Annotated in this window: 16 protein-coding genes and 1 pseudogene; 10 read left to right on the forward strand and 7 right to left on the reverse strand. The window is 67.4% G+C overall.

What is annotated here, in order from left to right; translation table 11 throughout:
- Positions 1–740 (reverse strand): annotated as a pseudogene (locus tag V7S63_RS17845) (transposase); the annotation flags it as partial.
- 222 nt (positions 741–962) lie between these two features.
- Between V7S63_RS17845 and V7S63_RS17850 the strand changes: the two are divergent.
- The 3 genes from V7S63_RS17850 to V7S63_RS17860 all read left to right on the forward strand — a co-directional run bounded on the left by V7S63_RS17850 (position 963) and on the right by V7S63_RS17860 (position 3737).
- Positions 963–2096, forward strand: coding sequence for an acyltransferase family protein (locus V7S63_RS17850; RefSeq protein WP_336531179.1), 1134 nt, complete (start codon positions 963–965; stop codon positions 2094–2096).
- Between the two features lie 642 nt (positions 2097–2738).
- Positions 2739–3200: a DUF992 domain-containing protein gene (locus V7S63_RS17855; RefSeq protein ID WP_336531180.1), complete on the forward strand. Its 462-nt coding sequence runs from the start codon at positions 2739–2741 to the stop codon at positions 3198–3200.
- Positions 3201–3377: 177 nt separating this feature from the next.
- Positions 3378–3737, forward strand: coding sequence for a response regulator (locus tag V7S63_RS17860; protein WP_091835131.1), 360 nt, complete (start codon positions 3378–3380; stop codon positions 3735–3737).
- Between the two features lie 8 nt (positions 3738–3745).
- On the opposite strand, the gene V7S63_RS17865 is transcribed toward V7S63_RS17860, so the two are convergent.
- The 4 genes from V7S63_RS17865 to polA all read right to left on the reverse strand — a co-directional run bounded on the left by V7S63_RS17865 (position 3746) and on the right by polA (position 9145).
- Positions 3746–5083: a sensor histidine kinase gene (locus tag V7S63_RS17865; RefSeq protein WP_336531181.1), complete on the reverse strand. Its 1338-nt coding sequence runs from the start codon at positions 5081–5083 to the stop codon at positions 3746–3748.
- 151 nt (positions 5084–5234) lie between these two features.
- On the reverse strand, positions 5235–5654 hold the full coding sequence (locus V7S63_RS17870; protein WP_091835137.1) for a hypothetical protein: 420 nt from the start codon (positions 5652–5654) through the stop codon (positions 5235–5237).
- Positions 5655–5657: 3 nt separating this feature from the next.
- The gene (locus V7S63_RS17875) at positions 5658–6020 is read right to left on the reverse strand and encodes a glycine zipper domain-containing protein (protein ID WP_091835141.1); all 363 of its coding nucleotides are present in this window, start codon (positions 6018–6020) and stop codon (positions 5658–5660) included.
- A gap of 95 nt (positions 6021–6115) precedes the next feature.
- Positions 6116–9145 carry a DNA polymerase I gene (gene polA / locus V7S63_RS17880; RefSeq protein WP_336531182.1) on the reverse strand — a complete coding sequence of 1010 codons (3030 nt, stop codon included), beginning with the start codon at positions 9143–9145 and terminating at the stop codon, positions 6116–6118.
- Between the two features lie 81 nt (positions 9146–9226).
- Here polA and V7S63_RS17885 point away from each other — a divergent pair, with 81 nt between their 5' ends.
- The 4 genes from V7S63_RS17885 to addA all read left to right on the forward strand — a co-directional run bounded on the left by V7S63_RS17885 (position 9227) and on the right by addA (position 17286).
- The gene (locus V7S63_RS17885) at positions 9227–9892 is read left to right on the forward strand and encodes a nitroreductase family protein (RefSeq protein WP_336531183.1); all 666 of its coding nucleotides are present in this window, start codon (positions 9227–9229) and stop codon (positions 9890–9892) included.
- Between the two features lie 78 nt (positions 9893–9970).
- The gene (locus V7S63_RS17890; protein ID WP_336531184.1) at positions 9971–10705 is read left to right on the forward strand and encodes a nucleotidyltransferase family protein; all 735 of its coding nucleotides are present in this window, start codon (positions 9971–9973) and stop codon (positions 10703–10705) included.
- Between the two features lie 6 nt (positions 10706–10711).
- The gene (gene addB, locus V7S63_RS17895; protein ID WP_336531185.1) at positions 10712–13813 is read left to right on the forward strand and encodes a double-strand break repair protein AddB; all 3102 of its coding nucleotides are present in this window, start codon (positions 10712–10714) and stop codon (positions 13811–13813) included.
- A complete protein-coding gene (gene addA / locus V7S63_RS17900) occupies positions 13810–17286 on the forward strand; it encodes a double-strand break repair helicase AddA (RefSeq protein ID WP_336531186.1) in 3477 nt (1158 codons plus the stop codon). The genes addB and addA overlap by 4 nt, the downstream gene beginning before the upstream one ends.
- A gap of 4 nt (positions 17287–17290) precedes the next feature.
- Here the strand turns inward: addA and V7S63_RS17905 are convergent, their stop codons facing one another.
- Both V7S63_RS17905 and V7S63_RS17910 read right to left on the reverse strand, forming a co-directional pair.
- A complete protein-coding gene (locus V7S63_RS17905; protein WP_336531187.1) occupies positions 17291–17686 on the reverse strand; it encodes a RidA family protein in 396 nt (131 codons plus the stop codon).
- Positions 17687–17721: 35 nt separating this feature from the next.
- Complete coding sequence (locus V7S63_RS17910; RefSeq protein WP_336531188.1) at positions 17722–18366, reverse strand: TetR/AcrR family transcriptional regulator; 645 nt, start codon at positions 18364–18366, stop codon at positions 17722–17724.
- A gap of 123 nt (positions 18367–18489) precedes the next feature.
- On the opposite strand from V7S63_RS17910, the gene V7S63_RS17915 reads away from it, so the two are divergent.
- The 3 genes from V7S63_RS17915 to V7S63_RS17925 are packed head-to-tail and all read left to right on the forward strand — an operon-like array spanning position 18490 to position 21244.
- Positions 18490–19266 carry a cyclase family protein gene (locus tag V7S63_RS17915; RefSeq protein WP_336531401.1) on the forward strand — a complete coding sequence of 259 codons (777 nt, stop codon included), beginning with the start codon at positions 18490–18492 and terminating at the stop codon, positions 19264–19266.
- 23 nt (positions 19267–19289) lie between these two features.
- Positions 19290–20216 (forward strand): 3,5-dioxohexanoate:acetyl-CoA acetone transferase, encoded by a 927-nt coding sequence (gene kce, locus V7S63_RS17920; RefSeq protein ID WP_336531189.1) that lies wholly within the window; start codon positions 19290–19292, stop codon positions 20214–20216.
- Complete coding sequence (locus V7S63_RS17925) at positions 20216–21244, forward strand: SMP-30/gluconolactonase/LRE family protein (protein ID WP_336531190.1); 1029 nt, start codon at positions 20216–20218, stop codon at positions 21242–21244. Before kce ends, V7S63_RS17925 begins: the two co-directional genes overlap by 1 nt.
- Positions 21245–21273 lie beyond the last annotated feature (29 nt).

Raw genomic sequence — 21273 nt, forward strand, 5'->3', positions numbered from 1 at the left:
CGCAGGCCCGAGAGCGAGGTGTCGGCGACAAGTGCCAGGCACTCGCGCGTGTAATCGTCGACGATGGCGAGCACCCTAAAGCGACGGCCGTCCGAGATCGTGTCGGAGAGAAAATCGGGGCTCCAGCGCACATTGGCCCGATCAGGCAGGAGCATGGGCCTGCGCGTGCCCAGTGCCCGTTTGCGGCCGCCGCGTCGGCACCTGCAGCTTCTCCTCGCGATAGAGCCACCGCAGCTTCTTCTGGTTCATCACGATGCCCTGGCGGTCCAGCATGATGTGGATCCTGCGATAGCCGAACCGCCGGCGCTCCGCCGCCACGGCCTTCATCGCCTCACGCAATAGGGCATCGTCCGGCCGGATGCTCGTGTAGCGCACCGTCGAGCGGTCGATCGTCAAGGCCTGGCACGCCCGACGCTGGCTCGCCGCATGCACCGTGCAGGCATGAGCCACCGCCTTCCGCTTCGCGTCGGGCGTCACCATTGTTTTGCGGCGACGTCCTTCAGGATCGCGTCGTCGAGCATCTGCTCGGCCAGCAGCTTCTTGAGACGGGCGTTCTCATCCTCGAGGGCCTTCAGCCGGCGCGCATCCGACACGTCCATCCCGCCATACTTCGCCTTGAACTTGTAGAAGGTCACCGAGGAGATGCCGTGCTTGCAGCAGACATCAGCCGTCGTAGCTCCAGCCTCCTGCTCCTTCAGCATCCCGATGATCTGCTCTTCCGTGAATCGTGAGGGGCGCATCGTCCGTCTCCGTGAGTGACGGACTCTACTCCAATCTGGAGGAAGATCAGGATCTCAGGTCAGTTTTATGAGTTGTGAAAGCTTCGTCACGGAAAGATAATGTGCCGCTGAAACTGAGATTCACAGCGAAATTACTCAAGGAAGTCTAGAAGATATTCGGTGAATTGACCTCCGACCACCAGCGAGCAATAACCCGTGCGGACCAGTGGGACAGGAAGTGCAATGAAGACGTTTGCGGATCGGATCCGGGAAACAGGCGGCTACACAAGCGGCTTCGACTATCTCAGGGTCGGGTTAGCCATCTCGGTCCTCGCCGTTCACGCCGTCCCCCTGTCATATGGGGGCGCAGCTCGGATGACCTTCTTTCCACTTTATGTGCTGCCCTTCACATTGCTGATCGTGCCAGCGTTCTTTGCTTTGAGTGGCTATCTCGTGGCGTCGAGTTTCGAGAGAAACAGCCTGCCCATCTTCATCGGTCTGCGTGTTCTTAGAATATTCCCAGCGCTTGTGGTCGAGGTCGTCGCATCCGCGATAATTATCGGTGCTATCTTTACGGTTTTACCGCTGAAGGAATATTTCAAAAGCCCGATATTTGTTGCATACTTCCATAATATATATGGATTTATTCACTATTATCTGCCAGGCGTTTTTCCAAATAATCCGTACCCCGGTGTTGTGAATGGTTCGCTCTGGACTGTTCCGCACGAGCTTGAATGCTACATGATCATGGGTGCATTTGGTATTTTCTTAATCGCTCATCGCCGTGGCCCTAACGTGACTTTGCTTGCAGTCTTCGGAATCGCTGCATTTACTTGGTTTTACGTTCAGCACGCAACGCTCGCCCGGCTACTTCAGGGGCAGATGCTTGTTCTCGGCTTTGTGGCTGGCGTTGCCATCTACCGGCTGCGCGATTTCATGCCGTTCAATTTTCTCATTTTCGTGCTTTGTCTAGTTGTGAGTGTCACAGTAGTCAGCACGAAATACGAGCTCCTCGTAGTCTTCCCGATGGCCTATGCTGTTGCCTATCTCGGGTTGCTAATGCCTCCTAAGTCAAAGCTTCTTTCATCGGGCGACTATTCCTATGGCATCTATCTATATGCCTTCCCCATCCAGCAGAGCGTCGTCGAGCTGACGCCCGCAAGTCTGCATGTCTGGTGGGTCAACATCGCCCTGAGCCTGCCCTTGGTAGCGCTCTTTGCGGCGTTCTCTTGGCATTTTATCGAGAAGCCGACCCTGCGTCTCAAACAATGGCTACGTCGCGGCCAGCTCGATAAACGAGATAGCGAGTTCGTTAAGCCGTCTCCGGACGGAGAGCGTAGTCAAAACGCGACCGCGAGCGTGACAAATCCGACTTGATGCTCGCACGCTGTCGCTCCGTCATTGGGAGCGGCTCAAGGCGCTTCGGCGCTATAACTCGGGCGCAGGCGATTTCCGCTGGCGCGTCAGCCTATGGACCACATGCCGACGACCATCGAGGCAGAAGATAGTCGGTGCAGCGTGCATGCTCCTAGCTAATCTGTCGTTGGAAGCACAGGCGCGGGAGTCTCGTGCGCCATCGACTGGAGTTGATGCCGAAAACACCGACCCCCGTCATGACGCGATCGTGAAAACGCCGGCGGGCGTGTCTGACTGCTCCGCGGCCGGTGGCGGACGCCTTCCGTTCGACCAGCTCTCACGCCGGATAGCAAGCTCGGCCAGCGCCGAATCATGGTCAAAACCCTCGCGCAGAAGTTGTTCGAGGTCCCAGAATGGCGGAAGATCGCGCGCCAGTTTGGGAGTAGGGAACATCTGCGCCGGGCTGGTCTGTCCTTGCTTTGGCATTCGCGCGTCCACTGGTCAGTTCCCGTTAACGCAAGCACCGGATTGAGGTTCCGGATTATTTGGGAACTATGGAGTGATTGCGGCGCTTTGGTGCGGTTTCGAGGCGCAGCGGACGATTCGGCGAAACCGGCCTCGCGTCGGTGCGGTGTATTCGGAGTAGGGCGCAGGAGAAGGTGAATGAGACGTCTTATCGCAATGCTCGCTTTCGCGGCCGGTGCCAGCCTGTCCGCAGCTCCGGCACTGGCGCAGAGCACCGCGCCGGCGGGGCGCCTGACCTGCACGATCGGCGCCGGCCTCGCCCAGGCCGTGGCCACACAGAAGCCGCTCGAATGCCGCTTTCGCCCGCGACGCGGGCCGCTGCAGACCTATACCGGAGTGATCCGTGGTTTCTCCCTCGACGCCAGGACGGTCGGGCGCAGCCTGCTCGCATGGCGGGTCTACGGGCCCTATGCGCGCGCGCCTCTCGGCGTCCTCAGCGGTCCCTATGCCCGCAAGGAGGGTGATGTAAGGTTGTTCGGCAGCCATGACGGCGATGTCCGTCTGGTGCCGCGGTCCCTGCCCATCCAGCGGGGCGCCAATGTCGCCCTCGGCGTCACCGCCTTCGAGCTCAGTCTCGTCCGCTCGCCGCGCAAGCGCTGATCGGAGGTACTTACGCTTTCCTAACCATATCCAGGCAATTTAAGTTGAATTTGAAGAGTTCGGGGCGGACAATCCGGCTCAGAACGGAACAAGGCCGACCGAGCGGGCGTTCATCAAGCTCACAAGCAGGAAGCAGCTTGGGGTTGAGTCGTGAAGTTGGAAGGTGATCTGGGTCTCATGGCCGGTATTCGGGTCCTCATCGTCGAGGACGACCCCTTCATTGCGATGGATATCGAGAGCGCCGTGAGCGAAGAGCTCGGCGGCGACGCCGAGCTGATCGTGGTCGACTCGGTGTCGCAGGCACGGCGTGCCGCCGACCAGCCGATAGACTGCGCCTTGCTCGACATCGACGTCGTCGGCGGAAAGACCTTCGCAATCGCCGCCAGCCTGCGCGCCAAGGGCACTCCGCTGGTGTTCGTCTCCGGCTCCGCCCCCAGCGAGGTTCCGCCCGAATTGCGCGACATACGCTTCGTGCGCAAGCCCTTCTCGGCCGACGAGCTCGGCCGCTTCGTCTCCAAGGCCGTGAACAAGGGCTGAGAAAGGGCTTATGCTGCCGTGTCCTCCTCGGTCCGCTGCTCCCGTTTCGGGAAGGTGACGGCGACACGGGTACCCGGCCGCGCCACACCGGGCGACAGCGGTGCAATCTCCATATCGCCCCGCATGCTGCGCAGCAGGGCGTTGATCACCGACTTGCCCAGCCCGGCGCTCTGCTGGTCTTCCGGCATGCCGACGCCGTCATCCTCGACGCAAAGGACGAGATTCTCTTCGGGCGTGCGCGCGAGCCGGATCGTGATACTGCCGGCGGTACCGTCCGGAAAGGCGTGCTTGATCGCGTTGGTCACCAGCTCGTTGATGACGACGACGAAGGAAACGGCGTCGCGTCCCGGCAGGCGGATCGCATCCATCGCCAGGGCGATCTCGATCGGACGCCCTTCGGCCGCCTTGCCGATTTCGGCCAGCAGATCCTCCAGATAAGGCCGGGCCTCGATCTCGTCGGCCTCGATGTCGAGCCGCAGGCGTCGCTGGCCGGCCGCGATCGCCTGGATGCGCGATTGCGCCTGGGCCAGGGCCTGCTTGACGGCGGGCTCGCGCGTCTGCCGACCCTGGACGTTGAGCAGGGCGGAAACCATCGCCAGATTGTTGCCGACGCGATGGTTGACGTCGCGCAGCAGCGCCTCGATCCGCAATCGCTCATTCTCGAGCTGGAGCGTGCGCTCGGCCACCTTCCGCTCCAACTCGGCGTTGGAGGTGGACAGGGATACCGTCCGGCGATGCCGCACCCGCAATTGCAGCCAGGCGGCGAGGCACAGGCCGGCGAGCGCGATCAGGATGCCGGCACTGGCCAGGACACGGCGACGGGCTTCGTGGCGGCTGCTGGCGGTAAGGCGGTGATTCTCCTCCAGCTGGATTTCGCCGACGATGTCGCGCAGTTCCTGGGTGAGGCGATTGCCGGTCCCGCGACTCACCATGGCGGCGGCCTCGCCGCGCTTGCCGGCCCGCATCAACGCCACGGTGTCGGTCATCTCGACGAGCTTGCGGGTGGTGGCGGCACGGGCACGCTGTATGCGTTCGGTCTGCGTCGGGCTGTACGCGACGAGGCGTTCGATCTCGGCCAGGCTGGGCAGCAGCTTGGCACGGCTGTCGTCGTAGGGCTCCAGATACTGCTCGTCGCCGGTGAGCAGAAAGCCGCGCTGCCCCGTCTCGGTATCGAGCACGTTGCTGAGGAAGCGCTCGCTACGCTCACGGATATCGATCGAGCGCGAGACCAGCTTCGAGGCTTCGTCCGCCCGGATGTTGATCCAGCCCGCGATCAGGACGGCGGCAGCAACCACGAGGATCGCGATCGCGGCCGAGGATGCGGTGTAGCGGCGCGTACCGAGCAAGGGCAGTCCCGGCGAGAGCCAGCGTGGACGGAGCTTCAGCTGGGCATTCATTGCCGTCTTGAATAGACGCTGACACTTGATCGCCCAAGGTAAAAAGACACATCGCCGCAGACCGGCGGCGGAAAGGCCGCCGATTCAGGGCGAATTTGCTCTAGCTTTCAGCGTCGTCGTCGCCCCGCGCAAACTGCCGCCCGAGGATGAGCCCCAGCAGCACGACGCCGCCGACCAGTCCGGTGCGCCAGCCGAATTTGCGATTGCCGACCAGCGTGGCCGCGATCGGGGCGGCGGCGACCGCGGCGGCGAGGCGCCTGTCCGGCCGCGGCCGGCTCTTCACATAAAGGGCGATGCCGATCATGAGCAGGGCGGCGACCAGCAACCCGCCGGCGATCGACAGGCTGGCGGTGACCGCCCCGTAATGCAGCGTCAGCACCGTGTGCAGCGCATTGAGCGCGTAGCCGACTGCGCCGGCCGCCAGCACCCCTGCCAGCAGGTAGAGCACGACGACCGTGACGTTGCGGCGCACGACGCCGCCGACTTCGCGCGTGACCAGACCGGTCAGCCCCCCCAGCATGGCTCAGCGCGCCGAGAGGAAGCCGACGAACAGCCCGACCGCGGCCGCAAGGCCAAGTGCCCGCAGGGGCCGCTCGCGGATTTCGCGGATGATCAGCTCTTCCAGGTCGCCGGCCTGTTCGCGCGCAACCGCTGCCATGCGGTCGGTGTCGACGCCGACCGATCTCAGCTTTTCGCTCACAGTCGCGGCGAGGTCTTCGGCGCCGCGCGTCAGGCTGGCCTCGATCTCGTCCGCCTCGTCCTTGACGCGACGGCCGGCGCGGCGGGCGCGCTCGGCCGTGTCGGCGGCAGCATCGGCCACCTCGTCCTTGGCACGCTTGACCGAGGCCGCAGCCTGTCGCTTTGCGGTGGAACTGGTTGCGGCCATCAAATGCCTCCTGGTGCCTGCAATGAACGATGCCATGCGGAACGCACGGCGCAAAGCTCAACGCGTCAGCAATAGGACGGTTCCCGGCCGTAAGGTTAGTGCGCCTCGTCCCAGTTGTCGGCGGCGCGCGCATCGACGACGAGCGGCACCTTGAGCGCGACGGCCGGCTGCGGCGCTTCGACCATGACCTTGCGGATCACCGGCAGCGCCGCGTCGACCTGCCCCTCCGGGACCTCGAAGACCAGCTCGTCATGCACCTGGAGCAGCATGCGCGCATCGAGCCTGGCGGCGGCGAGCGCGTCCTCCATCCGGATCATGGCGCGGCGGATGATGTCGGAGGCCGAACCCTGGATCGGCGCGTTGATCGCCTGGCGCTCGACGAAGGCCCGCTCGGACGGATTCTTCGAGGCGACCGCCGGGAAATGGCAGACGCGGCCGAAGATGGTCTCGACCGCGCCCTTGGCACGCACCGTGGTGCGCGCCTGGTCCATATAGTCGCGGATGCCCGGGAAGCGCTCGAAATATTTGCGGATATAGGCGCTGGCTTCCTCGCGCGAGATGCCGAGCTGGTTGGCGAGGCCGAAGGCCGAGATGCCGTAGATGATGCCGAAATTGATCGCCTTGGCGCGCCGGCGCACCTCGCTCGGCATGCCCTGGACCGGCACGCCGAACATCTCGGAGGCCGTCATCGCATGGATGTCGACGCCATCCGCGAAGGCCTGCCTGAGCTGCGGAATGTCGGCCATGTGGGCGAGGATGCGCAGCTCGATCTGGCTGTAGTCGGCCGAGATCAGCTTGTGGCCCTTCTCGGCGACGAAGGCGGTCCTGATCTTGCGGCCGGCCTCGGTGCGGATCGGGATGTTCTGCAGGTTCGGCTCGGAGGAGGAGAGCCGACCGGTGGTGGTCGCCGCCAGGGCGTAGGAGGTGTGGACCCGCTGGGTCTGCGGATTCACATAGGTCGGCAGCGAGTCGGTATAGGTCGATTTCAGCTTGGCCAGCTGGCGCCAGTCGAGGATGCGGGCAGGCAGTTCGTTGCCCTGCTCGGCGAGGTCCTCGAGCACGCCGGCGCCGGTCGCCCATTGCCCGGTCGCGGTCTTCTTGGCGCCGGGCAGGCCCATCTTGCCGAACAGGATGTCGCCGAGCTGCTTGGGGCTGCCGATGGTGAACTTCTCGCCGGCGAGCGTATGGATCTCGTCCTCCAGCCGCGCCAGCGATTGGGCGAACTCGCCCGAGAGGCGCGACAGGATCTGCCGGTCGATCGAGATGCCGCGCCGCTCCATCCGCACCAGCACCGGCACGAGCGGGCGCTCCATCGTCTCGTAGACCGTGGTCTTGCGCTCGGGCACCAGCCGCGGCTTCAGCGCGAGCCAGAGGCGGAGCGTGACGTCGGCGTCCTCGGCGGCATAGGCGGTCGCCTTGTCGAGCGGCACCTTGTCGAAGGTGACCTGGCTCTTGCCGGTGCCGGCGACCTCCGAATAGGCGATCGGCTTGTGGCCGAGATGGACCTCCGAGAGCCGGTCCATGCCCTGTCCGCCATGGCCGGCGTCGAGCGCATAGGAGATCAGCATGGTGTCGTCGATGGGGCCGACCTCGACCCCGTGCCGGTTGAACACGGCGATGTCGTATTTGAGATTCTGTCCGATCTTCAGCACGCCGGGGTCGGCGAGCAGCGGCTTCAGCTCGGTCAGCGCCTGGTCGAGCGGAATCTGGCCTTCGAGCAGGCCTGAATCGAACAGCCCGTCGCCGGCGCGGTGCTGCAGCGGGATATAGCAGGCCTTGCCCGGCGCGACCGCGAGCGAGATGCCGATCAGGTCGGCCTGCATCACATCGAGCGAGTTGGTCTCGGTGTCGAGCGCGACGCAGCCGGCCTCGTAGGCCCAGCCGATCCAGCGCGCGAGATCGGCGACGGTGCGGACGCACTCATAGGCGCCATGGTCGATCTTGACCGCGAGCGCCGCGTCCTTGCGTGCGGCGGCGAGATCGGCCGGCCGCAGCCAGCCATCGGCTGCAGGAGAGGCCGCCGGCGCGGCACCGTTCGCGACGTGAGCCGTCACGGCGAGCTGGCTTGCCCCAGCGACCGGAGCATCGGTCTCGGCATAGAGCGCCTTGAGCGCAGCGGCGCGGGCGCCGCCCGGCGCGAGATCGGGGTCGGCATCGATCGCGCCGACATCGGCCTCATAGGCCTCGGCCGCGCGCTTGGTGATGGTGGTGAACTCCATCGCCTTGAGGAAGGCGATCAGCTTGGCCGGATCGGGCTGGTTCAGGGTGAGATCGCCGAGCGGCGTCTCGACCGGCACATCCTCGACCAGCGTGACGAGCTTATGCGAGATGCGGACCTTCTCGACCACTTCGGGGTTGGTCAGCGTCTCCCGGCGCTTGGGCTGCTTGATCTCGCCGGCGCGGGCCAGCAGCGTTTCCAGGTCGCCATACTCGCCGATCAGCTGTGCCGCCGTCTTGATGCCGATGCCGGGCGCGCCGGGCACGTTGTCGGTCGCATCGCCGGCGAGCGCCTGGACGTCGGTGACCTTGTCCGGCGTGACGCCGAAATACTCGACCACCTCGGGCTCGCCGATGCGCCGTTCCGGCCGGAATCCGGCGCCCTTCTTGGCGTCGCCGGAAGCCGGGTCGTACATCGCGACGCCCGGCCGCACGAGTTGCATCAGATCCTTGTCGGCCGAGACGATCAGCACGTCGGCGCCGGCCTCGCGCGCCTGCCTGGCATAGGTCGCGATCAGGTCGTCGGCCTCGTAGATGTCCTGCTCGACCGGAATCAGCCCGAAGGCGCGCACGGCGTCGCGCATCAGCGGGAACTGCGGGATCAGGTCCGGCGGCGGGTCCGAGCGATTGCCCTTGTACGCCGGGTAGATTTCCTTGCGAAAGGAGTTCTCGCTCTTGTCGAAGACGATGGCGAGATGGGTCGGCTTTACCCCGAGCACGCCATCGCGCACGAACTGGAACAGCTTGGTCGCGAACAACCGGACCGCGCCCGACGGCAGCCCGTCGGAGCGGGCATTGTATTTCCGGTCCTGGTTGATCGACTGGAAATAGGCGCGGAAGATGAAATTCGAGCCATCGACCAGGAAGAGGTGGTCGCCGGGCTTGAGCTGTGAGGCCGGGTTCGTCATGGGCGGGACCATAGGGCGGCAGACCGGGATGGTCTATTGTGCAAGCAGCAGTGCCCGCAAGAAGCTGTCAGGAGGACATCGATGAACGCCTATGTCACCATGCCGCTCGCCTTCCAGGGCCTGCCCGAGGAGGAGATGAAGGCGCAGGCGCTCAGGTTCCTGGAGACGATGAGGACGCGCCGCACGGTGCGCGACTATTCCGACAGGCCGGTCCCGCGCGAGATCATCGAGGCGGCGGTTGCGACCGCCGGCACCGCACCCTCCGGCGCCAACCAGCAGCCCTGGACCTTCGTCTGCATCTCCGATCCGCAGATCAAGCGGAAGATCCGCGACGGCGCCGAGGAAGAAGAGCGCGCCTTCTATGCCGGCCGCGCCGGCGACGAATGGCTGGGCGCGCTCGCCCATCTCGGCACCGACGAGCACAAGCCTTTCCTCGACACCGCGCCCTGGCTGATCGCGATCTTCGCCCAGCGCTGGGGCTATGATGCCGATGGCCGCAAGCTGAAGCATTACTACGTGCCGGAGTCGGTCGGCATCGCCGCCGGCTTCCTGATCGCCTCGCTGCATCAGGCCGGGCTGGCGACGCTGACGCATACGCCGGCGCCGATGAATTTCCTCAACGAACTCTGCGGCCGGCCCGACAACGAGAAGGCGCTGATCCTGCTGGTCGTCGGCTATCCTGCCGAGGGCTGCGTCGTCCCGGCGATCGGCAAGAAGCCTCTGGAGGAGATCGCCAGCTTCCTGTGAGGCTCCCGCCGCACTTGAGCTATCGCGCCGGCCATGGCTGATGGTGCAGTCTTGGCCGGCGGGAGATTCGTTCACGTCATGCAGACCAGTTCGCCGCCGATCCGCCGGGCCATGGTGCTCGCCGCCGGGCTCGGCAAGCGCATGCGCCCGATCACCGACACCATGCCGAAGCCGCTGGTTGCGATCGCCGGCAAGACCATGCTCGACCACGCGCTCGACCGGCTGGCTGAAGCTGGCGTTGCGGACGCCGTGGTCAATGTCCATTATCTCGCCGAGCAGATCGAGGCGCGCGTCGCCGGCCGCTCCAGCCCGCGCATCGCGATCTCCGACGAGCGCGACCTGCTGCTCGAAACCGGTGGCGGCGTGAAGAAGGCGCTGCCTTTGCTCGGCACCGAGCCTTTCTTCCACGTCAACTCCGATTCGCTGTGGAGCGAGCGGGGGGCGTCGAACACTTCCGCCATGGCCGCCGCCTGGGATGCCGGGCGCATGGACATGCTGCTCCTGCTGGCGGAGCGTGAGAGCAGCGTCGGCTTCGACGGCGCCGGCGATTTCTTCCGCGACGAAGCCGGCCGGCTGGCGCGGCGCGGGCAGGCTGCAAGCGCGCCTTACGTCTATGCCGGCGTCGCCATCATCAAGCCGGAGCTCTTCGCCGACACGCCGGAGGGACCGTTCTCGCTCAACCTGCTGTTCGACCGCTGCATCGCCAGCGGAACCCTGTTCGGCCATCTGCTCGATGGGCGCTGGCTGCATGTCGGCACGCCCGAGGCGATCCCGCTGGCGGAGCAGGCTTACGCCGCCCATCAGGGCGGGTGAGCGGCGATGGCCGGGCTCAACCTGTTCAGCATCCCGGCCGGCGCGCCCTTCCTTTCGGTGCTGGCGCAGGCGCTGATCGCCGGCCGCTTCGGCCGGGCTCATGATCCAGGCGATCCCACTGCCCTCTCGCGCACCACGCTCTATCTGCCGACGCAGCGCGCAGCGCGGGCTTTCGGCACGATCCTGTCGGAAAAGCTCGGCGGCCGGCCGCTGCTCCTGCCGCGCATCGTCCCGCTCGGCGATGTCGACGAGGCCGAGACCGCGCTGATCGCCGGCGCGGGCGATGCGCTGGCGCTGCAGCGCCTCGCGCCGATCGATCCGCTCCGCCGTCGCTTCATCCTGACGACGCTGATCTCGGCCTGGGGCCGCACCGCCAACCGCCAGCACCTCAAGCTCGATCCGGCCGAGCCCTCGCTGATGCCGGCAACCTTGGCCGAGGCCTGGGGGCTTGCCGGCGACCTCGCTCATCTGCTCGACCAACTGCAGACCGAAGGCATCTCGCCGGCACGATTGAAGGGGTTGGATGCCGCCCGCTTCGACGAGATCTGGCAGTTCAACGCCCGTTTCCTCGACATCATCGCGCAAGCCTGGCCGGCGATCCTCGAACAGCGGGCCGAATGCGACCCGGCCGAGTTCCGCAACCGCATGCTCGCGGCCGAGCGCGAGCGCCTGCTCGCCGGCGATTTCCACGGGCCGGTGATCGCGGCCGGATCGACCGGCACGGTGCCGGCGACGGCGCGCCTGCTCGCCGCGCTCGCCCGCGCCCCGAACGGCGCCGTCGTGCTGCCCGATCTCGACGAGGCTCTCTCCGAACAGGGCTGGCGCGCCATCGTCCAGGAACCCGCGCCGTCCCACCCGCAGGCGGCGCTGCATCGACTGCTCGACGAGATCGGTGCGAACCGGGACGAGGTCGTCACCCTTGCCGAGCCCTCACCTGGGCTGGAAACGCGCCGCGACCTGCTGCGCCGTGCCCTGTTGCCGGCCTCGATCACGGATGATTGGGCCGGCGCTGCGCCCCTAGCTGCCGGGGCGCTCGACGGGCTGCGCATCGTCGAGGCGGCAGATGAACGCGAGGAGGCGCTGGTCGCGGCGCTCGCCCTGCGTGAGGCACTGGAAGAGCCAAATGCCCGTGCCGCCCTGATTACCCCCGATCGCGGCCTTGCCGAGCGCGTCGCGGTCGAGCTCCGGCGCTGGGGCATCCAGGCCGACGATTCCGCCGGCATGCCGCTCGGCCGCTGGCCGGCCGGCGCCCTGCTGCGGCTGGCGCTCGATGCGGTCGAGGGCGACCTCTCGCCGGCGAGCCTCGTCGCGCTGCTGGCGCATCCGCTCTGCCGCCTGGGCCTGGCCGAGCCCCGCCTGCGGCAAGGCGCGGCGACGCTGGAGATCGGCTGCTGGCGCGGCGAGCCGGTCGGCCCCGGTTTCCCCGGCCTGCGCCGCGCCTTCGAGGCGCTGCCGGAGCTGCGCGAGGCGACCTATGCGCCCCGCCCGCGCCGCAAGCTCACGGACGAGGATGTCGGCGCCGCCGAACAGGTGCTCGCCGGGCTGGAAGATGCGCTCGCGCCGCTCATGGCGGCCTTGGCGGGCCCAGCACCCAAACTGCGCGAGATCGCGGCGCAGGCCCGCCGGGCCGTCGAAAAGCTGAGTGGTGACGAGAACGGCGCCATACTCGCCTGGCGCGGCCCGGATGGCGAGGCGCTCACCGCCCTGTTCGATGATCTCGATGCGGCCTTGCCGGAAGCCCCCGGCGAGGGCCGCGCCCGCGACTGGGTCGCGATCTTTGAGGCCCTGATCGGCGAGCGCGTCGTGCCGCGCCGTGACCCCGGCCATCCGCGCGTCAAGATCTGGGGCCTGCTCGAAGCCCGCCTGCTCGAAGCCGAGCACATCGTGCTCGGCGGCTTGATCGAGAGCGTCTGGCCGCCGGCCACCGAGACCGATTCCTTCATCAACCGGCCGATGCGGGCGGAACTCGGCCTTTCGCCACCGGAACGGCGCATCGGCCAGACCGCGCATGACTTCGTCGCCGCCGCACTCGCTCGCAAGGTGACGCTGACCCGCGCCCGCAAGGCCGGCGAGGCCGAGACGATCCCCTCGCGCTTCTGGCAGCGCCTCAAGGCGGTGGCGCCGGCTGAAGGCTGGGAAGCGGCCGAGGGACGCGGGCGCGAGCTGATCGCCTGGGCCGCGCTGCTCGGCAAGCCGGCCGATCTCCTGCCAGTACCGCGGCCAAAACCCTTTCCGGCGGCGCATCTGCAGCCGAAGCGGCTCAGCGTCACCGAGGTCGAGACGCTCTATCGCGATCCCTATGCGGTCTATGCGCGCAAGATCCTCAGGCTCGACGCCCTGCCCGAGCTGGTCGAGGATCCCGGCGCGACCGATCGTGGTTCGCTGCTGCACGACATCGTCGGAACCTTCGCCGAAACCTACCCCGAGCAGATTCCGGCCGGCGCCCTCGGCAGCCTGATCGAGATCGGCGAGCGCTTCTTCCGCGCCTATGAGGAGACGCCGGAGGTGCGCGCCTTCTGGTGGCCGCGTTTCCTGCTGATCGCACAGAACTTCCTCGGCTGGGAGGAGAGGCGCCGGCCAGGGCTCGCCCGCGTCGCGGTCGAGCGCGATACGCAAGGCGAATTTCCGCTGATCGATGGTTCCTCGATCCTGCTGACCGGCCGGGCCGACCGCGTCGAGATCACGCGCGATGGCACCCTGCGCATCATCGACTTCAAGACCGGCGCGCCGCCGAGCGACGAGCAGGTCCGCCTCGGCTTCGCCCCGCAATTGACGCTGGAGGCCGAGCTCGCTTTGCGCCACGGCTTCTCGCCCGACATCCTGCCCGGGCCGGTCGAGGCGCTGCTCTATCTGCGACTCAATCATGATCCGAAGAGCTGGGAGAAGGACAAGAAGCTCGCCTTCAAGGACGAAGCGCAGGCCGACGTCACCGCCCGCCATCTCGCGCAATTGCTCGACCATCTTTCCGTGCTGCGCGCCGGCCGCGAGCCCTGGCTCTCGCGGCGCGCCCCGGCCTACATCAAATACGCCAGCCCCTATGACCAGCTCGCCCGGGTCAAGGAATGGTCGGCGGCGCCCGATCTCGGCGATGCCGGAGACGAGGCATGACTCCGGCGGGCTGGACCATTCCCGAGCAGACGCGCCGCAACCAGGCGCTGGCGGCGGAGCCCGATCTCAGCGCCTGGGTCTCCGCCAATGCCGGCTCGGGCAAGACCCATGTGCTGGTCAACCGCGTGCTGCGCCTGCTGCTCGACGGGGTCGCGCCCGGCCGGATGCTCTGCATCACCTATACCAAGGCCGCCGCCGCCAACATGTCGAACCGGGTCTTCGGGGCGCTCTCGAAATGGGCTGTCGCCTCCGATTCGGTGCTCTGGGCCGCGCTGTCAGCTCTGACGGGGCAGCTCCCGGCCGCGAGCGACATCAGCCGGGCGCGGCGCCTGTTCGCCCAGGCGCTGGAGACGCCAGGCGGCCTGAAGATCGAGACGATCCACGCCTTCTGCACCCGCGTGCTGCAGAGCGCCCCCTTCGAGGCCAATGTCCCGCCGCGCTTCGAGGTCGCCGACGATCTCGCGCAGGACGAGTTGATGCGCGATGCCAGGCGCGACCTGCTCGCCGTTGCCGAGGCCAACCCGGACGGGCCGCAGGCCCGGGCACTGCGCTTCATGGCCGAGCACGCCGCTCAGGACACTTTCGACCAGATCATGCGCGAGGCCCTGCACCAGCGCGCCGTCTTCAGCGATGCCGAGGGGCGGGCGCGGCAGCCGGAGGAGATCGTTTCGGGGCTCAGCGCCTTCCTCGGCATCGGGCCGGAGCTGGCCGCCGAGACGGTACGAGAGCGCTTCCAACGCGAATCGGCTGCTGTCCCCGATCTCGAGCGGCTCGTCGCCGCCTTCGAGGCCGGCAGCGCGACGCGCGCCAAGGCGGCGGCTGCGATCAGGCTCGCGCTGTCGGATGCGCCGGGCATCGATCCTGTCTCCGCCTGCCGCGCCGGCCTGCTCACCGCCGAAGGCAATGTCGCCCAGCATGTGCGTGGCAAGGGCAACAGCGCCCTGCCCGCCGATCTCGACGCGGCGCTCGATGCGCTAGCGGCCTGTCTGGCCGCCGCGATCGACCAGCTCAACGCCATCGCCGTGCGCGAGCGCAGCGCGGCGCTGGCCGTGCTGGTGACGCATATCCTTTCCGCCTACCGCAAGCTGAAGGCGCAGCGCTCGCTACTCGACTATGACGACCTGATCGCGAAGACCCGTTCTTTGCTCGACCGAGTCGATCCGGCCTGGGCGCTTTACAAGCTCGACGCTGGTATCGACCACATCCTCCTCGACGAAGCCCAGGACACCAGCGAGGCGCAATGGGCGATCCTGCGCCGCCTCGCCGAGGAGTTCTCGGCCGGCGAGGGCGCGCGCGAACTGGTGCGGCCGCGCACCGTCTTCGTCGTCGGCGACGAGAAGCAGTCGATCTACGGCTTCCAAGGCGCGGCCCCCGCCCATTTCAGCGAGGAGCGAGGGCTGCTCGGCCGGCGCCTCTCAGAGGCTGGGCAGCGCTTCGAGCCGATCAGTCTCACCACCTCCTTCCGCTCGGCGCCCGACATCATGCGTGCGGTCGATGCGGTGTTCGCGCCGCCGGAGCACTGGCGCGGCCTCGTCTTCGACGGCGGCGCCGGGCCCGAGCGACACGATACGGTCAGGCGCGCCTCGGTCGGCGCGGTCGATCTCTGGCCCGTCTCGGCCGATGACCCCAGCGAGAAGCCCGATGCCTGGACCGCGCCGGTCGACGCACCCGAGCGGCGCTCGGGCCTCGTGAAGCTCGCCGCCCGCATCGCCGACGTGCTGAAGCGCTGGAGCGAGGCCGGTCGCGACGATATCGGCCGTCCGTTCAAGCCCGGCGACGTGATGATCCTGCTGCGCCAGCGCGGCGCGCTGTTCGAGGCGATCGTCAAGGCGCTGAAGGATCGCGAAGTGCCGGTCGCCGGCCGCGACCGCCTGACACTCGCCGACCATCCGGCGGTCGAGGACCTCGTCGCGCTCGGGCGCGCCATCCTGCTGCCGCAGGACGATCTCTCGCTGGCGATCACGCTGAAGACGCCGCTCTTCGGTCTCGATGACGACGATCTGATGCGCCTTGCGCCGGAGCGGAAAGGCTCGCTGCGCGACGCCTTCCGCACGGCGGCGCAGACCGAGCCGCGCTACGCCGCGATCGAGGCGCGCCTGACCGAGCTTGCCGAGGAGGCCGGGCGCTGCGGTCCGTTCCGTTTCTACGCCGGCCTGCTCGGCCCGGGCGGCGGCCGCAATCTCGCCCTCGCCCGGCTCGGCCCGGAAGCGGGCGATGCGCTCGATGCCTTCTTGAGCGCCGCGCTCGACCATGAGCGGCGTTACGGCCCCTCGCTCGCCGGTTTCCTGCACCATATCGGCGCGGTGGCGACGCAGGTGAAGCGCGATCTCTCGGCCAGCGCCGGCGAGGTCCGGGTGATGACCGTGCACGGTTCGAAAGGGCTGGAGGCGCCGGTCGTCATTCTCGCCGATCTCGGCATCGCGCCCGGCGAACGCCGCCTGCCGAAGCTGATGGCGGTCGCGCCGCCGCGCGGCGCGCAGGTGCCGGTCTGGCCGAGCAGGCGCGCCGACGACCCCGCGGCGATGCGGCGCGCCAAGGATGCGATCGTCGCGCAGATGGTCGAGGAGCATCACCGCCTGCTCTATGTCGCGCTGACGCGGGCCGAAGAGCGCCTGATCCTCTGCGGCGTGCAGGCCAAGGGCGAGGCGCCTGAAGGATCCTGGTACGCCATGGCAGAGCTTGGCCTCGCCGGCTCCGAGCCCTGGCTGCGTAACGTTCCCGCACCCGATAGCGACGGTGAAGTCCGCCGCTTCATGGTTTCGCAGCCGGGAGAAGGGGCAGCCGAGGACGCTGTCGCTGTGCGGGCGGCGGCGGTGCCGCCGGACTGGCTGACGCGCTCCGCGCCGGAAGAGGCCGAGCCGGCTCCGCCCTTGCGCCCGTCGAGCGCGCTCTCAGCAGCCGATGCGCAGGAGCGTCCGCATGACGGGCCCTTCCTGGCCAACGCCGCCGCGGCCGGCCGGCTCGCGCATCTCCTGCTGCAGGTCCTGCCGGAGGTGCCGCACGAACGCCGCGCCAGCACTGCCCATGCGCTGGCGCAGGCGCGCGGTGGCTCGCTGCCGGATGAGCGTCGCACCAGGATCGTCGACGACGCGCTCACGCTGATCGCCGCGCCGGAGTTCGGCGGGCTGTTCGAGCCGGGCAGCCTGGCCGAGGTGCCGCTCGCCGGCGTGATCACCATGGGCGATGGCAGCAGGCGCCCGGTGCAGGGCCGGATCGACCGGCTCGCGGTCGGCGAGAGCGAGGTCCTGATCGCCGATTTCAAGACGGCTGCCCGCCCGCCGCAGGACGCTGTCGCGCTGCCGGCCTCGACCTTGGTTCAGCTCGCGGTCTATCGCCGGCTGATCGGCGAGATTTATCCCGGCCGGCGCGTCAGGGCGGTGGCGATCTACACGGCGAGCCTGAAGCCGCTGGAGGCATCGGCCGAGCTGCTCGATGCGGCCCTGGCAGGGATGGCGGCACCCTCCCCGCACTGATGGATCAGCCGATCGCGGCGACGCATTCGATCTCGATGTCGAAGGGCAATGGCCAGGGCCGGATCGCGGCGCTGGTCCGCGCCGGGAAATCGTCGCTGAAAAAGGTGCGGTAGACCGCATTCACTCCGGCCATCAGCGCTGGATCGGTGACGAAGATCGTCGCCTTGACGACGGCGTCGAGCGAGGCGCCGCCATGGCGCAGGGTCACGGCGAGCGCCTCCATCGCGGCGCGGGTCTGCGTCTCGATATCGCCACTGACGATCTCGCCGGTGGTGACATCGATCGGCGGCATGCCGCAGGTGAAGAGCAGGTCGCCGACGCGCGCCAGCGCCGAAGTCGGCGCACCGAGCCGGCGGATCGCCTCGGAGATGACGGGGACTTCGATGATCTCGCGGCGCATGATGTTCCCCGCTTGTTTGCAGACGGCAGGCCGGCTTAGCGGCCTCGCAGCAGGCCGTCGATACCGGCGGCGCAGAAGCTGGTCAGGCGCTGCAGCAGGTGCTCGGCATTCTCCACGACCGGCACCGCCTCGCGCGGCTGGTCGAGCCGGGTGGCGCGGTCACCGGCGGCCATGGTCATGACGAGCGCGCCGACCATGAAGAGATAGGCGTCGACCAGCGCGCCTTCCGGCGCCTGCGGGTAAAGCTTGCCCAGCGCCGTGACGAACTGCCGTGCTGTCGGGTCGAAATGTTCGGCGACGACGCCGCGTGCCGCCTCGCGCGGGTCGACCGCCTCGCGGGCGGTCATCATGGCGAAGGCCGCGCCCTGCACGCCTTCGCTGAAGCGCTGGCGCACGGACGGGCCGATCAAGGCGGCGACGATCTCGCCGACGTCGAGCACCGGCCGGGCCATCGCCTCGCCCAACGCCTGCGCGCGCGCCAACGCCAAAGCATGGGCCCGGCGGGCGAAGACGGCGCGGTAGAGCGCCTCCTTCGAGCCGAAATGATAGCTGAGCTGCGAGAGGCGCACGCCGGCCGCGGCCGCAAGGTCGCGCATCGAGGCGCCGTCGGCGCCGCCGCGCTCGGCGAAGAGCCGTTCGGCAGCGTCGAGAATACGGTCGCGCGTCGGCATCGCGGACATCTTGCCCCTCCAGAATCTAGCGATTCCCCTCTTACCAGAAACATGGTGCCCTGCTATAGGTCGGACGTTCGTCCAAATTCGAACCAAAGAGAACGCATCCTCAAGGGAGGGCATACCGGCATGCTGCCAGGCCGCCTCATCGATCTGTCGATTCCACTTGAGAACGACGTTCCTGCCGACCCGCCCTTCCAGAAGGTCAAAATCGACTATCGCACGCACGAGGCCACGGCGAAGGACGTCGCGGCGGCCTTTCCCGGCCTGAAGCCCGAGCAACTCCCGGGCGGAATGGGCTGGGCAGTCGAGCTCGCGACGATCTCGACCCATAACGGCACCCATGTCGATGCGCCCTGGCATTATCACCCGACGCAAGATGGTGGCGCGCCAGCGCTCCGGATCGACGAATGCCCTCTGGAATGGTTCCTGCAGCCGGGCGTGAAACTGGATTTCCGCCATCTCCCCGATGGCCACGTCGTCAGCCCCGCCGAGATCGACGCCGAGCTTATGCGGATCGGCCATACTTTGAGTCCGCTGGAGATCGTCGTCGCCAACACAAGGGCGGGCGCGCGCTATGGCGAGGCCGATTATGTCGATTCCGGCTGCGGCTTCGGCCGCGAGGCGACGCTGCATCTGGTCCGCCAAGGCATCAAGGTCGTCGGCACCGATGGCTGGAGCTGGGACGCGCCGTTCAGCCACACCGCCCGCCGTTTCGCCGAAACTGGCGACGCCTCGCTGATCTGGGAAGGCCACAAGGCCGGGCGCGAGGCCGGCTACTGCCAGATCGAGAAGCTGCACAATCTCGAAGCGCTGCCGGCGACCGGCTTCACCATCAGCTGCCTGCCGGTGAAGGTCCGCAACGGCTCGGCCGGCTGGACACGCGCCGTGGCGATCCTGCCCGCCTGACCGGAACGACGAAGGAGAACGCCATGAGCAAGGTCATCATCACCTGTGCCGTCACCGGCGGCATCCATACGCCGACCATGTCGGACCATCTGCCGATCACCCCGGACGAGATCGCCAGCCAGGCGATCGCGGCAGCGGAAGCCGGCGCGGCGATCCTGCATCTGCACGCGCGCGATCCCCGGGATGGCCGCCCGACACCCGATCCGGCGGTGTTCATGGAGTTCCTGCCGCGGATCAAGCAGGCGACCGATGCGGTCGTGAACATCACCACCGGCGGCGGGCTGACCATGACAGTCGAGGAGCGCCTCGCCGCGCCGCTCAAGGCCGCGCCGGAGATGTGCTCGCTCAATATGGGCTCGATGAATTTTGCGCTGCATCCGCTGGCGGAGAAGTACAGCGACTGGAAGCATCCCTGGGAGCAGCCTTATCTCGCGGGCACCAAGGACTTCATCTTCCGCAACACCTTCGGCGACATCGAGCGCATCTACAAACTGCTCGGCGAGGGCCATGGCACCAAGTTCGAGCACGAATGCTACGATGTCGGCCACCTCTACAATCTCGCCCATTGCCTTGATCGCGGCTGGTTCCGGCCGCCGGTCTTCCTGCAGTTGATCTTCGGGATTTTGGGCGGCATCGGCGCCGATCTCGACAACCTGATGTTCATGAAGCGCACCGCCGACAAACTGTTCGGTCGGGATTACCACTGGTCGGTGCTCGCGGCCGGACGCCACCAGATGGCGTTCTGCACGCAGGCTGCGATGCTCGGCGGCAATGTCCGCGTTGGGCTCGAGGACAGCCTGTTCATCGGCAGGGGCAAGCTCGCCACCTCCAATGCCGAGCAGGTCGCCAAGATCCGCCGCATCGTCGAGGAGCTCGGCTACGAGATCGCGACGCCCGATGAGGCCCGCGCGACGCTCGGCCTCAAGGGCGGCGACCGCGTGAACTTCTGATGTCACCCACACCCAACCCGCTTGACGGCTTTGTCATCGATCCCGCCGCGATCACCTATGTCGGCGAGGGCCTGCAGCGGCCGGAATGCATCCTGGCCGAGCGCGACGGCTCGCTATGGTCAGCCGATGCGCGCGGCGGCGTCGTCCATATCCGGCCGGACGGCACGCAGCAGCTGATCACGCAGACGGCGAGCCGCGGCTTTGCCGAGGCCGCCGACGAGGAGGCGCGCTTTGTCTCCGGCACCTTGCCGAATGGCCTTGCCTTCGCCCGCAATGGCGATGTCCTCATCTCGAATTTCGGCACCGACCGGCTGGAGCTGATGACTCGCTCGGGCGAGACGCGCGTGCTCGTCGACAGCATCGACGGGCAGGCGATTGGCAAGGTCAATTTCGTGCTGCGCGACAGCAAGGACCGGATCTGGTTGACGATCTCGACGCGGACCAGGAATTGGATGCGGGCGATGAGCCCCATTGTCCGCGACGGTTCTATCGCGCTCTATGATGGCGGCCACTTGCGCATCGTCGCCGATGGCTTCGCCTTCACCAACGAGATCAGGCTCGATGCCACCGAGGAATGGCTCTACGTCGCCGAGACCTGCGCCTGCCGGGTGACGCGATTGCGGGTTCAGCCCGACGGTAGCCTGACCGACCGCGAGATCTTCGGCCCGAGCGATCATGGCGCCTTCATCGACGGCATCGCGTTCGACGCCCATGGCAATCTCTGGGGCACGCATGTGATGCTCGACCGGGTCTTCGCGATCACGCCCGAGGGCGAGCTGCGCATCCTGCTCGACGACGATCGCGGCAGCACTGCCGGCAAGGCGCTGATGGCCGCCTTTGCTCGCGACGAGGCGACGCCCGAATTGATGCTCGCCTGCGGCGGCACGATCGCCCCCTGGTTCGCCAGCATCACCTTCGGCGGCGCGGACCTTCGTACCGCCCATATCGGCAGCCTGCGCGGCAGCCGCATTCCCAGTTTCAGATCACCGGTCGCCGGCCTGCCGATGGCGCACTGGCACGACCGCTAGCAACGACAAACGACAAGCACGGGAGGAAT

The organism is Allobosea sp. CCNWLY174 (assembly GCF_037120455.1).
Taxonomy (GTDB): Bacteria; Pseudomonadota; Alphaproteobacteria; order Rhizobiales; family Beijerinckiaceae; genus Allobosea; species Allobosea lupini.